The 15,811-nt window shown below is 42.8% G+C and carries 17 protein-coding genes and 1 pseudogene; 17 read left to right on the top strand and 1 reads right to left on the bottom strand.

All coding sequences use genetic code 11. The features are described 5' to 3' along the window. The first annotated feature begins 22 nt into the window (after positions 1–22). The 11 genes from paaB (at position 23) to paaX (ending at position 9,534) form a co-directional block, all read left to right on the top strand. Complete coding sequence (gene paaB, locus KUV80_RS14810; protein WP_077363378.1) at positions 23–367, top strand: 1,2-phenylacetyl-CoA epoxidase subunit PaaB; 345 nt, start codon at positions 23–25, stop codon at positions 365–367. Continuing rightward, entirely contained in the window at positions 367–1,173 is an 807-nt protein-coding gene (gene paaC, locus KUV80_RS14805; RefSeq protein ID WP_222463505.1) for a 1,2-phenylacetyl-CoA epoxidase subunit PaaC, read from the top strand. The genes paaB and paaC overlap by 1 nt, the downstream gene beginning before the upstream one ends. Positions 1,174–1,190: 17 nt before the next feature. Further along, on the top strand, positions 1,191–1,700 hold the full coding sequence (gene paaD / locus KUV80_RS14800; protein WP_222463504.1) for a 1,2-phenylacetyl-CoA epoxidase subunit PaaD: 510 nt from the start codon (positions 1,191–1,193) through the stop codon (positions 1,698–1,700). Between the two features lie 36 nt (positions 1,701–1,736). Then, a complete protein-coding gene (locus KUV80_RS14795) occupies positions 1,737–2,042 on the top strand; it encodes an EthD family reductase (protein WP_222463503.1) in 306 nt (101 codons plus the stop codon). Next, positions 2,035–2,811 carry an enoyl-CoA hydratase/isomerase family protein gene (locus KUV80_RS14790; protein WP_222463502.1) on the top strand — a complete coding sequence of 259 codons (777 nt, stop codon included), beginning with the start codon at positions 2,035–2,037 and terminating at the stop codon, positions 2,809–2,811. Before KUV80_RS14795 ends, KUV80_RS14790 begins: the two co-directional genes overlap by 8 nt. A gap of 10 nt (positions 2,812–2,821) precedes the next feature. Beyond that, positions 2,822–3,592, top strand: coding sequence for an enoyl-CoA hydratase-related protein (locus KUV80_RS14785; RefSeq protein ID WP_222463501.1), 771 nt, complete (start codon positions 2,822–2,824; stop codon positions 3,590–3,592). Positions 3,593–3,620: 28 nt separating this feature from the next. Further along, the gene (locus KUV80_RS14780; RefSeq protein WP_222463500.1) at positions 3,621–5,129 is read left to right on the top strand and encodes an aldehyde dehydrogenase family protein; all 1,509 of its coding nucleotides are present in this window, start codon (positions 3,621–3,623) and stop codon (positions 5,127–5,129) included. Positions 5,130–5,701: 572 nt separating this feature from the next. Continuing rightward, the gene (locus tag KUV80_RS14775; RefSeq protein WP_222463499.1) at positions 5,702–6,574 is read left to right on the top strand and encodes a 3-hydroxyacyl-CoA dehydrogenase; all 873 of its coding nucleotides are present in this window, start codon (positions 5,702–5,704) and stop codon (positions 6,572–6,574) included. Beyond that, entirely contained in the window at positions 6,574–7,782 is a 1,209-nt protein-coding gene (locus KUV80_RS14770) for a thiolase family protein (protein WP_222463498.1), read from the top strand. The genes KUV80_RS14775 and KUV80_RS14770 overlap by 1 nt, the downstream gene beginning before the upstream one ends. Positions 7,783–7,795: 13 nt before the next feature. Further along, positions 7,796–8,572 (top strand): enoyl-CoA hydratase-related protein, encoded by a 777-nt coding sequence (locus KUV80_RS14765; RefSeq protein ID WP_222463497.1) that lies wholly within the window; start codon positions 7,796–7,798, stop codon positions 8,570–8,572. A 68-nt stretch (positions 8,573–8,640) separates the two neighbouring features. Next, positions 8,641–9,534: a phenylacetic acid degradation operon negative regulatory protein PaaX gene (gene paaX, locus KUV80_RS14760; protein WP_222463496.1), complete on the top strand. Its 894-nt coding sequence runs from the start codon at positions 8,641–8,643 to the stop codon at positions 9,532–9,534. Positions 9,535–9,578: 44 nt separating this feature from the next. Here the strand turns inward: paaX and KUV80_RS14755 are convergent, their stop codons facing one another. Then, the gene (locus tag KUV80_RS14755) at positions 9,579–10,094 is read right to left on the bottom strand and encodes a gamma carbonic anhydrase family protein (protein ID WP_222463495.1); all 516 of its coding nucleotides are present in this window, start codon (positions 10,092–10,094) and stop codon (positions 9,579–9,581) included. Between the two features lie 57 nt (positions 10,095–10,151). On the opposite strand from KUV80_RS14755, the gene KUV80_RS14750 reads away from it, so the two are divergent. The 6 genes and pseudogenes from KUV80_RS14750 (at position 10,152) to KUV80_RS14725 (ending at position 15,809) form a co-directional block, all read left to right on the top strand. Then, positions 10,152–11,111 (top strand): NAD(P)H-dependent flavin oxidoreductase, encoded by a 960-nt coding sequence (locus KUV80_RS14750; protein ID WP_338083507.1) that lies wholly within the window; start codon positions 10,152–10,154, stop codon positions 11,109–11,111. Between the two features lie 36 nt (positions 11,112–11,147). Then, a complete protein-coding gene (locus KUV80_RS14745; protein WP_222463493.1) occupies positions 11,148–12,497 on the top strand; it encodes a sodium-dependent transporter in 1,350 nt (449 codons plus the stop codon). Between the two features lie 89 nt (positions 12,498–12,586). Further along, positions 12,587–13,306, top strand: coding sequence for an SDR family oxidoreductase (locus KUV80_RS14740; protein ID WP_222463492.1), 720 nt, complete (start codon positions 12,587–12,589; stop codon positions 13,304–13,306). Between the two features lie 138 nt (positions 13,307–13,444). After that, a pseudogene (locus KUV80_RS14735) lies at positions 13,445–13,885 on the top strand (AhpC/TSA family protein); the annotation flags it as partial. Positions 13,886–14,217: 332 nt separating this feature from the next. Beyond that, positions 14,218–14,613 (top strand): thioesterase family protein, encoded by a 396-nt coding sequence (locus KUV80_RS14730; protein WP_222463490.1) that lies wholly within the window; start codon positions 14,218–14,220, stop codon positions 14,611–14,613. Positions 14,614–14,708: 95 nt separating this feature from the next. Continuing rightward, a complete protein-coding gene (locus tag KUV80_RS14725; protein ID WP_222463489.1) occupies positions 14,709–15,809 on the top strand; it encodes a Leu/Phe/Val dehydrogenase in 1,101 nt (366 codons plus the stop codon). Positions 15,810–15,811 lie beyond the last annotated feature (2 nt).

The following is a 15,811-nucleotide window of genomic DNA, read 5'->3' as shown; positions in this document are numbered from 1 at the left end:
GCGGAAGGGAGAGACAACAAACGTGAACGAACCGAAAAATGAATTTTATAACGTTTATGAAGTATTTAGTAAGAAGACAGATAAATCACCTTTTCAGCACAGTTTCAGCTTGCTCGCTCCGAATGCTGACATGGCACTCATCATGGCAAAAGAGAATTTTTTTAGAAGAGAGACCGTTGCTGATATTTGGGTTGTGAAAAGAGAGAACATACGCGGACTCAATCAGGATGAAAGAGAGATGCTTAAGAGACTCGATAAGGAGTACAGAGAGACAAAAGGGTACGGATATTTAAAGAAGAAATGGCGCGACTACAATCAAGAGCAATTTACAGAACAGCACATTCTTGGCGGAAGGGGAGACAATTAATGACACAGGAAACAGTGAAACCACAAGAGAAAGAAGCATTGATCGAGCTCCTCTATCAGCTGGCAGATGACGATTTTATTCTGTCCTTTCGTGGATCAGAATGGTTAGGTCTAGCGCCTCATATTGAAGAGGATGTTGCCTTCTCTTCAATCAGTCAGGACATGATGGGACATGCAAACCTTTACTATAATCTGCTCGAAGGTTTAGGTGAAGGAGATGCAGACAAAATTGCACACTTGCGCTCAGTTGAAAAATTTCGCAACGCTATTATTTTAGAAGAAGTGAACGGACCAGGTACGTATTTGAAAGAACCTGATTATGATTGGGCATTTGCAGTCGTCAGAAATTACTTCTATGCCGTACACAAGCAGATTCGCCTTGATTCACTGCGCCATTCTGCTTATGAGCCGTTAGCTGAAGCTGCTCGAAAAATCATGACAGAACAATACTATCACCTCATGCATTGGGAGATCTGGTTCAAGCAGCTGATGACAAGTACAGATGAAGCGATCAAACGGATGAATACGGCTATTGAAAAGGTATGGAAAGACTTTGGCGGTGTGCTTACATTAGGGCCATCGTATGCTGATATTGTTAAAGCGAATTTTATAGACGATGAAGCGGTAATGAAAAAACGCTGGACGAACAAAATGGAAGCTGTTTTCAAAGAAGTGGGAGCCAATTACCCAGGTGAACCTCGAATGGAAAGAGGCAATGGGAGAAACGGTGTTCACACAGAAGATTTGAAGCACGCTCTTTCAACTCTTTCAGAAGTATATGCAACAAACCCTTCTACTGGCTGGTAAGACGATTAAGAAAGGAGATGAACCCCGTGTCCGAATTAAAAAACAGCATGACCGATACCGTTATGGACGCGCTTGGGAAAGTGAAGGATCCTGAAATCGCCTCCGTCAGCATATTGGACCTTGGAATGGTACACGAAGTTGAAGTAAATGAAGGAAAAGTAAAGATATCTGTACTTCCTACTTTTTCAGGTTGTCCTGCTCTGCACATCATCGAAAGAGACATTAAAAAAGCAGTGGAACAGCTGGAAGGAATTTTATCGGCAGAAGTGAATTTTGTATTCACACCAGCATGGACGACAGACAGGATTACACCTGAAGGCCGCACTCGATTAAAAGAGTTTGGCATCTCACCGCCTCCTGCAAACCACGTGATGGGAGAGCCTTGGGAGATCGACTGTCCATACTGCGGATCAACCTATGTAACGATGGAAAATATATTTGGTCCGACCGCCTGTCGAAGCATTCTGTATTGCAAATCGTGTAAGAACCCGTTTGAGGCAATGAAACCAGTTGCTGATATGGGCTAAATATAATATGAGTTTTAAAATAGGGAGGAAACACACATGGTAAAACTTATCGCACTTTACAAAACACCGGAGAATATCGAACAGTTTGAAGAGCACTATTTTGGACATCATACCGAGATTACAAAACAGATTCCAGGACTTCGCAAAATGGAAGTAACAAAGATTGTCGGGTCGCCAATGGGTAAAAGTGAATACCACATCCTCTGTGAAATGTATTACGACGACCATGATGCTTTGAAAGCAGCGATGAAGTCTGACGAAGGGAAAGCATCTGGAAAAGACTTGATGAGTTTTGCAGCTGACCTTGTAACGCTCATGATCGGTGAGGAAATCAATGAGTAATTTTGAGACAATCATAACCTCTGTTGAAGATGGGATTGCCTTAATTCAATTAAATCGGCCTCGTGTACTTAACGCGATTAACCGGCCGATGGTTACGGAGCTTTTAAATGCTTTTGAAGCGTTTGACTGTAATGACGAGGTAAAAGCGATTGTTTTAACTGGCAGTGAGCGTGCGTTTGCCGCAGGTGCCGACATTGATGAGATGAAAGAAGACGACAGCGTTTCTCTTGAACTATTAAATCAGTTTAAAGAGTGGGACCGTCTTGCAACGATTAAAAAGCCTATTATTGGGGCAGTGAACGGATATTGCTTTGGTGGCGGCTTTGAACTTGCGCTTTGTGCAGATATACTGTTTGCTGCTGAAAACGCACAGTTTGGATTTCCCGAAATTAAGCTTGGCGTGATGCCTGGAGCTGGGGGAACAGTGAAGCTCACAAAGCTGATGGGACAGAAAAAAGCTCTTGAATGGCTATGGTTAGGTGATCCGATGACAGCAGGTGATGCCCTGCAGTATGGGGTGATCAACAGGGTGATTGCTCCTGAACTTGTTTTAGATGAAGCAAAAAAATATGCGAGGCTTGTTGCTTCAAGAGCACCGTTATCCGTTCGATTAATTAAAGAAACAGTCTACAAATCTATCGATTATTCAACGTATGAGGGCATGCAGTTTGAACGAAAAAACTTTTACCTATTATTCTCATCACAGGACCAAAAAGAAGGCATGAAAGCTTTTGTTGAAAAACGTCCTGCAGAGTTTAAAGGAAAGTAGGAGGATGACCATGTTTGAAACGATAAGCTACGAAACAAGAGGAAAGACCGCTTGGATTACATTAAACCGTCCTGACAAGCTGAATGCTTTTACTTCACTTATGCATAAAGAAATGGTTTCAGCGATTAAAGAAGCGAATAAAGACTCTAACGTAAGAGCTGTCGTCATTACGGGAGCGGGCCGTGCGTTCTGTTCTGGTCAGGACCTTTCAGGGTCAACGGATACGGATTATGGTGAAGTTCTTCGTAAAGGCTACAATCCGATGGTGCAGGCATTAGTCGCAATGGAAAAACCGGTTATCGCAGCGGTAAATGGTGTAGCAGCTGGTGCAGGAATGAGCTTAGCGCTTGCATGTGATTTTCGTATCGCGAGCGAGAAAGCGAGTTTTATAGAGGCGTTTATTCATGTTGGATTAGTGCCTGACTCTGGAAACCTCTATTTCTTGCCGCGTCTAGTCGGCCACGCGAAAGCGATGGAGCTTGCTGTCATGGGTGAGAAAATCACAGCAGAGCAAGCACAAGAGTTGGGTCTTGTAACGAAAACGGTAAGCGAAGAAGAGTTCATGCTTGAAGTGGAAACGTATGCAGAGAAACTTGCAAACATGCCGACAAAAGCAATCGGACTTATTAAACGCTATTTGAATAAAAGCTGGGAAAGCGATCTGAATGAAATGCTTGAGTATGAAGCACAAGCACAGAAAATTGCTGGAGAATCAAAAGATCATCAAGAAGGATTACACGCATTTTTAGAAAAGAGAAAACCTGCGTTCACAGGAAAATAAACATCATAGATCAAGGGAGTGGAGAGAAATGAGTACAGAAAAGACAATCGTCAAAGAAGTTAAACGTGAATTATACGATATGGTAATCGGTGGACAAAGCGTTGGGGGATCTGAAGGGGAGTATTTTGTTACATACAACCCAGCTACTGGAGAGCCTTTAGCGAAAGTGGCGAAGGCTACAAAAGCGGATGTTGACCGTGCCGTTGAAGCGGCGAGACTTGCTTTTGAAACAGGCAAATGGAAGCGCTCTCCTGTAAACAAGCGTTCGCGCACGATGAACAAAATCGCAAGCATCATGCGTTCTCGTTTCAATGAGCTTGTAGAGCTTGAGATCTTAAACAGCGGTAAATCTTTAAGTGCTGCCCAAGGACAAGTGATGCAGGCGATTGAGGATTTTGAGTTCTACGCAGGAGCGATTGTTAGCCACCGTGGTGCCGTGAATCCAATGCCAGGGCCGTTCATGAACTACACGTTAAAAGAGCCTCTTGGTGTATGTGCACAGATTATACCTTGGAACTACCCGATGATGATGGCTGCGTGGAAGATCGCACCGGCTATTGCCACAGGTTGTTCCGTAATCTTAAAACCAGCCAGTTTAACACCGCTTACAGCAATCGTAATGACAGAAATCTGCCACGAAGCTGGCGTTCCTGAAGGTGTTGTGAACATCATCACTGGAGATGGATCTACTGTTGGTGCATATATGGCTGAGCATGAAGGTGTTGATAAAGTCGCGTTCACTGGAGAAACAGGAACGGGTAAAGACATCATGGCAAAAGCGTCCCAAACACTTAAGCGAGTGACTCTTGAACTGGGCGGGAAATCCCCGAACTTAGTGTTTGAAGATACAGATATTGATGCAGCGGTTGATGGTTCTCTTTTCGGAATCTTTTATAACACCGGTCAATCTTGTGAAGCACGCTCTCGTTTATACATTCAAGAAAGCGTCTATGAAGCATTCATGGAAAAGTTTGTTGAAAAAGCAAAAAAACTGGTTCTTGGCAATCCACTTGATCAAGGTACGCATGTTGGTGCGATCATTTCTGAGCGTCAGTTGGAAGTAATCGATGGCTATGTTAAGTCTGCTGAGGAGGAAGGAGCTACAATCGCTCTTGGCGGCGGACGTGCGAAGGTAGACGACTTTGAAAACGGTCACTGGTACTTGCCGACAATTATTACGGATGTTAAGGAAGATATGAAAGTCGTAAAAGAAGAAATCTTCGGTCCGGTTGTCGTTGTATCAACGTTTAAGGATGAAAAAGAAGCGATTCGTTTAGCGAACAATACAGATTTTGGTCTTGCGGCGGCAATCTGGACGAAGGACCATGGAAAAGCCACGCGTGTTGCTGGTATGATTCAAGCGGGAACGATCATGATCAATTCTCCGTTCTCAGCATTTCCTGGAACGCCATTCGGAGGCTACAAGCAATCAGGATTCGGCCGAGAGCTTTGTATTGAAACACTTGATCTGTATAGTGAAACAAAGAGTGTTGTTTCCTATACAGGAAGTCGTCCGTTGAATCCTTTTAATCTGTAAGTTAAAAGGCTGTTTGTATAAGCTTTGTTGCTTGTGGGAGAAGTTGATTTCCGCTCCAGGATGCTCGCTCTCCGCGGGGTGGGCGGTGAGCCTCCTTGGGAAATCCACTTTCGAGAAAGCATCTTCCTTGCTCCTGCGTCTACAAGGACTTGCTACCGAACTGAGCTTCCTCGTCGCATGCCTTACGAGAAGTTTGTCAAGTAGTAGGCACGCACCTTGCGCTCCAATCAACTTGTCAATGAAGCAACAAGCTCCTAAAAGCCTTTAAAAAGACATAAAAAAAACAAAAGCGGGCCGTTGTGCTCGCTTTTTATACAAGGCTGTTTTCTAAAAATATGTTGCTAGGAAGAGATTCTTTAAAAATCTACTTTGAATAGTTAATTGGAGCGGAAGGGAGAGACTCCTGCAGGGTAAGTGGGACAGGTGAGACCGTTCAATGACGCAAAGCGGCGAATGGGCTCACCGCACACCCTGCGGAAAGCGAGCCCAAAGAGCGGAAATTAACTCTATCAAAGCAACAAAGTATAATCAAAAATGTTAAACACTTGTTTAAAAGAAAGGCAGGAGAGACCATGTTGCAAAATGCAGTAGTCATCGGATCTGGTGTAATGGGGAGAGGCATCGCCTACGTTTGTGCTGTTGGTGGATTTGACGTTCAGCTCGTCGATGTGAAGGAAGAACAGCTTGAAAATGCCAAAAGAGAAATTAATTCTATTTTTTCAAAAGCGGTATCTCGAGGGAAGCTGTCACATGGAGATGCACATGCTGCACAAGAGAAGCTGTCATACACAGTGAATCTCCGAGCGGCTGTAAGCGGTGCAGATATTGTGATCGAGGCAGTTCCAGAAAATATAGACATTAAGCGTGCTGTTTTTGAAGAATTAGACCGTTCAGCGCCAAAGCATTGTGTTCTTGCTACCAATACGTCTACGATGAGTCCAACAGAAATCGGTTCATTTACGAAGCGCCCTGAAAATGTAATCGCTATGCATTTCTTTAATCCTGTTCACAGAATGCCTCTTGTTGAGATTGTTCGTGGTCATGAAACGAACGATGAGACCGTTGATTTAGCAAAAGAGGCAGCGGTAAAAATGGGAAAAGAAACAGTAACGGTAAACGAGTTTCCCGGATTCGTTACGAGCCGAATTTCTGCGATGATCGGAAACGAAGCGTTTTATATGCTCCAAGAAGGGGTTGGAACTCCTGAAGACATTGATAAAGCGATCAAGCTTGGATTGAATTTTCCTATGGGTCCGTTCGAACTTGGAGATCTAGTCGGACTAGATACACGTTTAAACAACTTAAACTACCTTCATAAAACACTTGGTGAAAAATATCGTCCTGCTCCTCTTCTTGTAAAGTATGTGAAAGCAGGAAGACTGGGCCGCAAATCAGGTAAAGGTGTATATGATTACACCCTGGACAACAGCGGGGTGAAAAAGTAGTGAAAGAGGTTGTTATTGTTGACGCTGTCCGAACGCCGATCGGCCGCTATAAAGGAGCGTTAAAATCTGTTAGACCAGATGACTTGGGAGCTGTCGTTATTTCTGCCCTTTTAGAACGAAACAGCTCACTGCCTGCAAATGAAATAGAAGAAGTCATCTTTGGTAACGCAAACGGTGCTGGTGAAGACAATCGTAATGTGGCAAGAATGTCAGCTCTTTTAGCTGGATTGCCTGTTGAAGTGGGAGGCACGACGATCAATCGCCTTTGTGGGTCAGGAATGGACGCTGTTATTTACGCAGCACGCGCCATCATGGCAGGTGAAGGAGATGTGTTCATCGCTGGTGGAACAGAAAGTATGACACGTGCGCCTCTTGTTATGGGGAAACCGGAAGTGGATTATCCGCGCGGTGATATGAAGATGTTTGACACGACAATCGGATGGCGCTTTGTAAATCCGCTCATGCATGAAAACTTTGGAACAGATTCTATGCCTGAAACCGCTGAAAACGTAGCAAAGAAATATGAAATTACAAGAGATGAACAAGATATATTCGCATATAAAAGTCAGCAAAAGGCTAAAGCAGCGATGGAACAAAACCGATTTAAAGAAGAGATCGTTCCTGTACGATTAGTAGATCGCAAAGGCAATGAAACATGGATCACAGAAGATGAACATCCTCGTCCTGAAACATCACGAGAGAAACTGGGTACACTTAAACCATTGTTTAAAGACGGATCCGTTACAGCGGGTAATGCGTCTGGTGTGAACGATGGAGCATCTGCTCTATTGTTAATGAGCCGTGAAAAGGCGGATGAATTAGGATTAAAGCCATTAGCAAGATATATATCTTCTGGGGTTGCCGGACTTGAGCCTGCTATCATGGGTGTCGGTCCGATAGAAGCTTCTCGCAAGGCATTGAAACGTGCAGGTCTGTCAGTTGCTGATCTGGAGCTTGTTGAATTGAATGAAGCCTTTGCCTCTCAATCGCTGGCATGCATCAGGGAATTAGGATTAGATCCTGAAAAAGTAAATGTGAACGGTGGAGCGATTGCTTTTGGCCATCCGCTTGGCGCGAGTGGCGCGCGCATATTAACAACGCTTATTCATGAAATGAAGAAGCAAGGAGCGCAATACGGTCTTGCTACGATGTGTATCGGAGTAGGACAGGGTATTGCATCTGTAATTGAAGCAATCCATGACAAATAGGAGGTAAAGCAAAATGTGCGCAATTTTATATGAAGTGAAAAATCATGTTGCCTATGTAACACTGAACCGGCCAGAAGTGCTGAATTGTTTTAACTTTACGACGCTTAAAGAGCTGGAAGAAGTGGTTGAGGACATTCATCATAACAGCGATGTGCGTGTTGTGATTTTTACAGGTGCCGGGGAGAAAGCATTCAGTGCAGGTGCTGATTTAAAAGAGCGTCGCACCTTAACGGAAGCAGAAGTGAAACGAAACGTACGTAAGATTCGTGACGTGTTTTCTGCAGTAGAAGCTTTACCGCAACCGACGATCTGTGCGATCAACGGCCATGCGTTCGGTGGCGGATTTGAACTTGCTCTTGCTTGTGATCTGCGAGTTTCGGTTAGAGAAGCTTCAATGGGATTAACCGAGCTTAGCTGGGCGATTATCCCTGGTGCTGGCGGAACACAGCGTCTGCCTAGACTGATCGGTCAAGCAAAAGCGATGGAACTCATTTTAACAGCGAAAAAAATGATGGCAGAAGAAGCATTTTCTTACGGAATCTTAAACCAGGTAACATCCAGGGAAGAATTGATGGCCGTATGTGAGAACTATGCGTCTCTTATTATGAAAAATGGTCCTGTTGCTGTACAGCAAGCCAAATATGCTATTAAACATGGAAGTGAAGTGGATCTTCAAACAGGTCTTGCGATTGAAGCAAAAGCCTATGAAGTGACGATTCCAACAAAAGATCGAATAGAAGCTTTGGTCGCTTTTGGAGAAAAAAGAGCACCTGTATTTAAAGGAGAGTAATTTGTTTCCGGTTGTATTGTTCTGTTAGGATTGTACAGACAATTACAGGTACAAATGAGGTTATGAAGATGCAAAACAGTTTAAACACACGTTCAATGATATTTACTCTTTATGGCGATTATATCCGTCATTATGGAAGTGAGATATGGATCGGCAGCCTGATCCGTTTATTAGAGGAGTTTGGTCATAATGAACAAGCGGTTAGAGCTGCTATTTCAAGAATGAATAAACAAGGCTGGATCGCTGCAAGAAAGCAAGGCAACAAAAGTTATTATTATTTAACGGAGCGCGGCAAAAAGCGGATTGAAGAAGCTGCAAAAAGAATATTTAAGTTGCAGCAGGAGCCGTGGGACGGGGAATGGACGATGTTTACATATACCATTCCTGAAGATAAGAGAAGCATTCGGGATGAACTTCGTAAAGAATTGGTATGGAGCGGTTTCGGTCTGTTAGCAAACAGCTTTTGGATATCCCCGCATCAGTCGGCTGAGCAGATTCAATCCATGATTGATAAATATGCGATTGAAGACTATGTCCATTCCTTTACGGCCGTTTACAACGGACCGAATGAAAACACAAAGCTTGTGTCTGAATGCTGGGATTTAAACGATATTAATGAAAGATACAATGAGTTTATCGTAACCTATTCACAAAAATATGTGATCGATAAGAACAAGATCGAAAAAGGCGAGATGACGGATGGTGAATGTTTTGTAGAACGGACGAAGCTTGTTCACGAATATCGCAAGTTTTTGTTCATTGATCCGGGCCTTCCCCAAGAATTATTGCCTTCACAATGGCTTGGAGATCATGCAGCCTCTTTATTCAGTGATTATTATCGTGCATTGGCATTGCCAGCAAGCCGTTTTTTTGAAAGTATCTATACAAGCGGAAATTCTGTTAAGAAAAACTCTAAGTATGATGTTTTGACACATCCACTTATTCAAGAAAACCGTTCTTAAAAAGAAGAGCACTTTCGCCTGAAAAAAACGAAAGTGCTGCTTTTTTACTTTTTTGATTCAGCTGTAAATTGCTTGCCTTTGTCATAATACGTATCGATCGTAAGCTGTATCAACTTTAGATCTTCGTCGTTCAATTCGCGGATCACTTTTCCTGGTGACCCCATGACCATAACACGCGGCGGGATTTTTTTGCCTGGAGGAATAAGTGTGTTTGCACCAATAAAAGCTTGCTCTCCAATCTCGACTCCATCAAGGATAGTTGAGCCCATGCCTACGAGTGCCCCCTTTTTAATGGTACAGCCATGAAGAATGACGTTATGACCGATCGATACTTCATCTTCTAAAACGAGCGGGAATCCTTCGTAAAGATGAAGTGTGCAGTTGTCCTGAACGTTCGTTTTTTTACCGATTGTAATTGGCCCTTCGTCACCACGAAGAACACTGTTAAACCAGATGCTTGAGCCTTCGCCGATCTGTACATCACCGATAACATGTACACCTGGTGCGATAAAAGCGCTTTCATGTATTTGTGGAGTTTTACCATTAAATGTGTGTTTCATAATGAGCCCCCTTATTGTAGATGAATAGGTTCAGTATAACAAAGGAACAAACGGGAGGTGGAAGAAATGAATTCAGTTTGTGAAAAATTAGGCATTACATACCCGATTATTCAAGGGGGAATGGGCAATGTGAGCAATAAAGAGCTCGCAGCAGCCATATCCAATGCAGGCGGTTTAGGAACAATTGGCGCCGGTACGATGTACCCTGAGGAAGTTGAAAACTTGATTATTGCAACAAAAGGGATGACAGAGAGGCCATTTGCTGTTAATGTACCTTTAACCGTTGCATCAAACGTAAAAGAAATTCTAAAGCTTGTGATTAAGCATAACGTGGAAGTCGTCTCTCTTTCTGCAGGAAATCCGGCCCCCTACATAGCGAAGTTAAAAGAACACGGAATTAAAGTAATAACGGTCATCGCATCTGTTTATCACGCTAAGAAAGCAGAAGCTGCCGGAGCCGATTTGCTCGTAGCAGAAGGGTATGAAGCGGCAGGATTGAATTCTCCGTATGAAACGACAACGATGGTTTTGCTTCCGCAAGTCTGCCAAAGTGTTTCTATTCCAGTTATTGCTGCAGGAGGCATTGCTGATGGCAAAGGATTGGCTGCTGCATTTGCTCTAGGCGCAGAAGGGGTACAAATGGGTACTCGTTTTATCGCAACGAAGGAAGCTCCTTTCCACGACGCTTATAAAACATCTCTTCTACAAGCAGATGACACCAAAACATTAATTGTCGGCCGATCAACAGGAAAGATTAGAAGAATTTACGATACACCTTATGCCCAGAAGTTGATTCAACTCGAAAAGAACGGCGTCACACCTGAAGAATTTCATCAACATACAACAGAGGACCATCATATTTTAGGTGCTGTAAAAGGGGATTTGGAGAACGGTTTTATTAATAGCGGTCAGATAGCAGGAGCGATACATGATATTCCGACAGTAAAAGAGCTGCTTGATGACATGATGAATGAAGCGAAAGAAACAATTAGTTTATTAAACAAGCGTTTAATGTAATCTAGTTGTATTTGTAGCAGGGGAGGAAAATGTAAAATGAAACAGCAAGATCAGTGGACGTCGAAATTAGCCTTTATACTAGCCGCTGCAGGATCGGCAATAGGACTCGGAGCGATTTGGAAATTCCCTTACGTTGTTGGGACAAGCGGTGGTGGAGCCTTTTTCCTTATCTTTTTATTGTTTACTTTTTTAGTAGGTTTTCCGTTATTGATGGCTGAGTTTGTGATCGGCCGTGGTGCACAGAAGGAAGCCGTTTCTGCTTACCGTACACTCGCACCAGGTTCTGCCTGGCCATGGCTGGGAAGAATGGGTGTAGCAACTGCCTTTATTTTATTATCCTTTTATAGTGTAATCGGTGGATGGATTGTTCTTTATCTTGGACAGAGCTTTTCAGGCGACTTTTTCAACAATGACTTTGGTGCCCTTTTTGGTCAATCCATCTCAAGCCCATGGCCTGTATTGCTTTCACAGTTCATTTTTATGATTATTACGATTTTCGTTGTTAGTCGCGGAATTAAGAACGGAATCGAAAAAGCGAACCAAATTATGATGCCAGCGCTATTTGTTTTGTTCGTCGTTTTGATCGTTCGTTCTCTAACGCTCGACAATGCGATGGAAGGCGTCAAATTCTTCTTGCTGCCTGACTTTTCAGAGATTGGCGGAGATGATATTCTGTTCGCCCTTGGTCAGTCGTTCTTCTCACTAAGTGTAGGTATATCGGTAATGGTAACGTACAGTTCTTACTTGAGTAAGAAAGAGAGTCTAACTAAATCAGCTACAACGATTGTTCTTTTAAACGTAGTCATTTCCTTGCTAGCTGGATTGGCTATTTTCCCAGGGGTATTCTCACTAGGACTGGAACCGACAGAAGGACCAGGATTATTGTTCGTTGTTCTTCCTGCGGTATTTGATCAAATCGTTTTTGGACAATTTTTCTTTATTATTTTCTTGGCACTATTCTTATTCGCAACATTAACTTCAGCTTTTTCCATGCTTGAGATCATTGTTGCATCGATAACAAAAGGAACGTTAACAAACCGTACAAAATGGTCGTGGATCATTGGGTTGCTGATCTTTATCGCAGGTATTCCATCCGCACTGTCCATGGGTATCCTCTCTGATGTTATGTTATTTGATAAGACCATTTTTGATTTACTAGACTTCTTAGTTAGTAACATATTGCTTCCACTAGGAGCTTTGTTTATCGCTTTGTTCGTAGGGTACAGATACCCGAAGGATCTACTGCTGGAAGAGTTTAGAGCAGGATCTTCTGTAACGGTAAAAGGGTTTGCACTATGGCTTATGCTCGTTCGCTACCTTGTACCAATCATTATTTTTATCGTTTTCTTGAACACACTTGGCGTATTTAAAATGATTACGGGTTAATTTATAGATGACGCAGGCCATTATTGGTTCTGCGTCTTTTTTATGCTTATAATAGAGTTTAGAAGGAAAGGGAAAGGAATGGTTTTATCATGCTTCAAAATAAAGTTGCGGTTATAACTGGCGCTACTCGCGGATGCGGGAAAGCGATTGCTGAAAAATTAGGATCACTTGGTGCAAAGCTCTCGTTAGTCGGTTCATCAGATGGCATCTTTCAAACTGCTGAGGAATTAAAGAATAAAGGTTTTGATGTACTAGCTGTAAAAGCGGACGTGTCAAACGAAGCCGATGTGGCAGATCTTTTTAAACAAACGCTTGATCAATTTGGGCAGGTTGATATTCTAGTAAACAATGCGGGTGTAGGACAATTCAAACTGGCAGAAGAACATTCTCTAGAAGATTTTAAACACATGTTTGAAGTGAACGTTCAAGGAGTATTTTTATGTAGTACAGCGGTTGTTCCTCATATGAAAGAACGAAAAGAAGGAACGATCATTACAATATCTTCTGATGTAGGCCGCAGAACGATCGCAAACGGATCTGTTTATACAGCTACCAAATATGCTGTGCAAGGATTCTCGGGTTCTCTCGCACAAGAACTCCGCGAGTTTGGAGTACGTGTAGGTACAGTTAATCCGGGTGCGATCGATACGTATTTTGCTGACAGTGAGCCTGGTCTAGATTTTAAAGAAGACTGGTTAAAAGTGACAGATATTGCTGAGGCTGTTGCCTATATGGCGAGTGCTCCGAAACACATGGTTGTGGATGAAATTATGATTCATCCTCTTTCACAAGAATATCCGAATATATAAAAGGAGAGAAGTCTTATGAACTTAGATCATAGGCTCGTTTCGCCTGACCATTCCGAGGGTGTTGTTTTAAAGAAGTTGTTTGGAAATGATCAAACCCTCGTAGTATTAGTCAGACACCTAGGCTGACCGTTTTGTCAGCACTATCTTGCGCAGTTGCGTAAGTCATACGAGGAATTCAAGGCAAGATCGGTAAAAGTAGTCATTGTTTCACCTGCTGATCGGGAGCAGATTGAAAAGTTTTTTGACGTACAAGGTCCATTTCCTTTTGAAATTCATGGTGATCCAGAGCTGAATATATACCGTGAGTTTGGGAATCACCGCTTTACGACTTTAAAGAGCTTAATGTATGTTGGCGCGGGAATTTTGAGCGGCAAAGCCAAACTGAGCGATATTGTGCCAAAAGAAGAGAAAAAGAGAGAGCTTTTCTTTAGCGCTGTAAAAAATCAGGATGTAAATGTTCAAGGAAGCTCATGGCTGTTTTCGCGTGAAGGCGAAGTTTTGTGGAACCATCTGGATGATTCACCGAAGGATCATGCTCGGGTGAAGGAAATATTGAAGCAGATTGACGATAACAGATAGTGTTGAAGGTGAAAGAACCCTGTCACGTGATCAGTGGCAGGGTTCTTGGCTCGTTTTATGTAAGATGACGTGCTGCAATCTAAGCTGCTGAAGTTCGCTTGAATGATTAATCACATAAAAAGTTTTATTTATCACATAAAATACAAACTTCATCACATAAATAGCTGCCGCAATCACATAAAAATCGATCGTCATCACATATTTTTACAAAATATGTAAATGAAATCACTTCACTTCAGCCTAGGCGATTCATTGACCGCTTATCACACAAAATGATATGATTACGTTAAGAAAACGTTATATAAATTAGATGAAAGATATGAGGTGTGTGCATGAAACCAGGCATGGAGATTGGCCAAAAAGCCACAATCACAGCTACAGTGACACCCGATATGTTCGCTCAATTTGAAGGGAAGCTGGTTCATCCAGCTTATTCTACTGTCAGCATGGTCTACCATATGGAATGGGCAGCCCGGCAGATCATATTGCCATATCTTGAAGACCATGAAGAAGGTATAGGTGGTGGCGTTATGGCAAAGCATCTAGCTCCTACACCAGAAGGCGCAGAACTTATCATTACAGCCACTTTACGGAAATTAAAAGGGAAAGCCGTTGTTTGTGATGTGACGGTTCATAACGGAAAAGCAGTTGTAGGTGAAGGTGAAGTGACACAATATATCTTGCCAAGAACAGCTATTTCACAAAAAATTGAAGAAATGAAAGTATAAATATTTTTTTAACCACTAATGAAAGCGCTTACACTTTAAAGCATAAAAGCGCAAAAGAAACAAAGCGAAATAGAGATTCACTAGGGGGATTCAACATGTTTGAGAAAATTTCACAGCACGAGCAAGTCGTTTTTTGTAATGATCCATCTACTGGTCTGAAGGCGATTATTGCGATACATAACACAACTCTAGGACCAGCGCTTGGCGGTTGCAGGATGAGACCTTACACATCTGTTGATGAAGCACTTGAGGATGTTCTTCGTCTTTCCAAAGGAATGACATATAAATGTGCAGGAGCAGATGTGGATTTTGGAGGAGGCAAATCGGTTATTATCGGTGACCCGACAACTGAACGAACACCTGAGCTGTTTCGTGCATTCGGACAGTTTGTCGATTCATTGAACGGGCGTTTTTACACTGGCACTGATATGGGCACGACACCGGATGATTTTGTTCATGCATTAAAAGAAACAAACTGCATTGTGGGAATTCCAGAAGAGTATGGCGGGAGCGGTGATTCGTCTGTGCCGACAGCACAAGGTGTTATATACGGTCTTCAAGCTACAATCCAAACCCTTGAAGGAACGGATGAACTCGGCGACAAATCTTACTCGATACAAGGGTTAGGAAAAGTAGGGTTTAAGGTTGCAGAGCAGCTGCTTGCCGCAGGCGCGCAGATTTATGTGACAGATATCAATGAAAAAGCACTTAAGCAAATTCAAGAACGTGCAGAGATGCTGCCAGGCAACGTAGAAGTTGTGGATGGTGATGCTATTTATGGAGTGGATGCTGATATCTTCATCCCATGCGCACTTGGAGGAATCCTACACGATGAGACGATTGAACAGTTAAAAGTAAAAGCGGTTGTAGGAAGTGCGAACAACCAGCTGTTAGAAGATAAACACGGACTGTATTTGCAGCAAAAAGGCATTCTTTATGGTCCAGACTATATCGTCAACGCGGGCGGCTTGATTCAGGTTGCCGATGAGCTATACGGACCGAACAAAGCACGTGTTCTGACAAAAACAAGAGCGATTTATGATAGCTTGATTCAAATTTATAGTGAAAGTACGAGAAACAGCGTTTCAACGATGGAAGCAGCTAACCGTTTTTGTGAAGAAAAATTAGCAGCCCGATCAAAGCGCAATAGCTTTTTTGCTCATAACAAAAGACCAAAATGGCAGGTTCGAAACTAAGG

This window comes from Fictibacillus nanhaiensis (assembly GCF_019801215.1).
GTDB lineage: Bacteria > Bacillota > Bacilli > Bacillales > Fictibacillaceae > Fictibacillus > Fictibacillus nanhaiensis_C.
The sequence above is the reverse complement of the archived record's forward strand: the minus strand, read 5'-3'. Positions and strand labels throughout refer to the sequence as shown.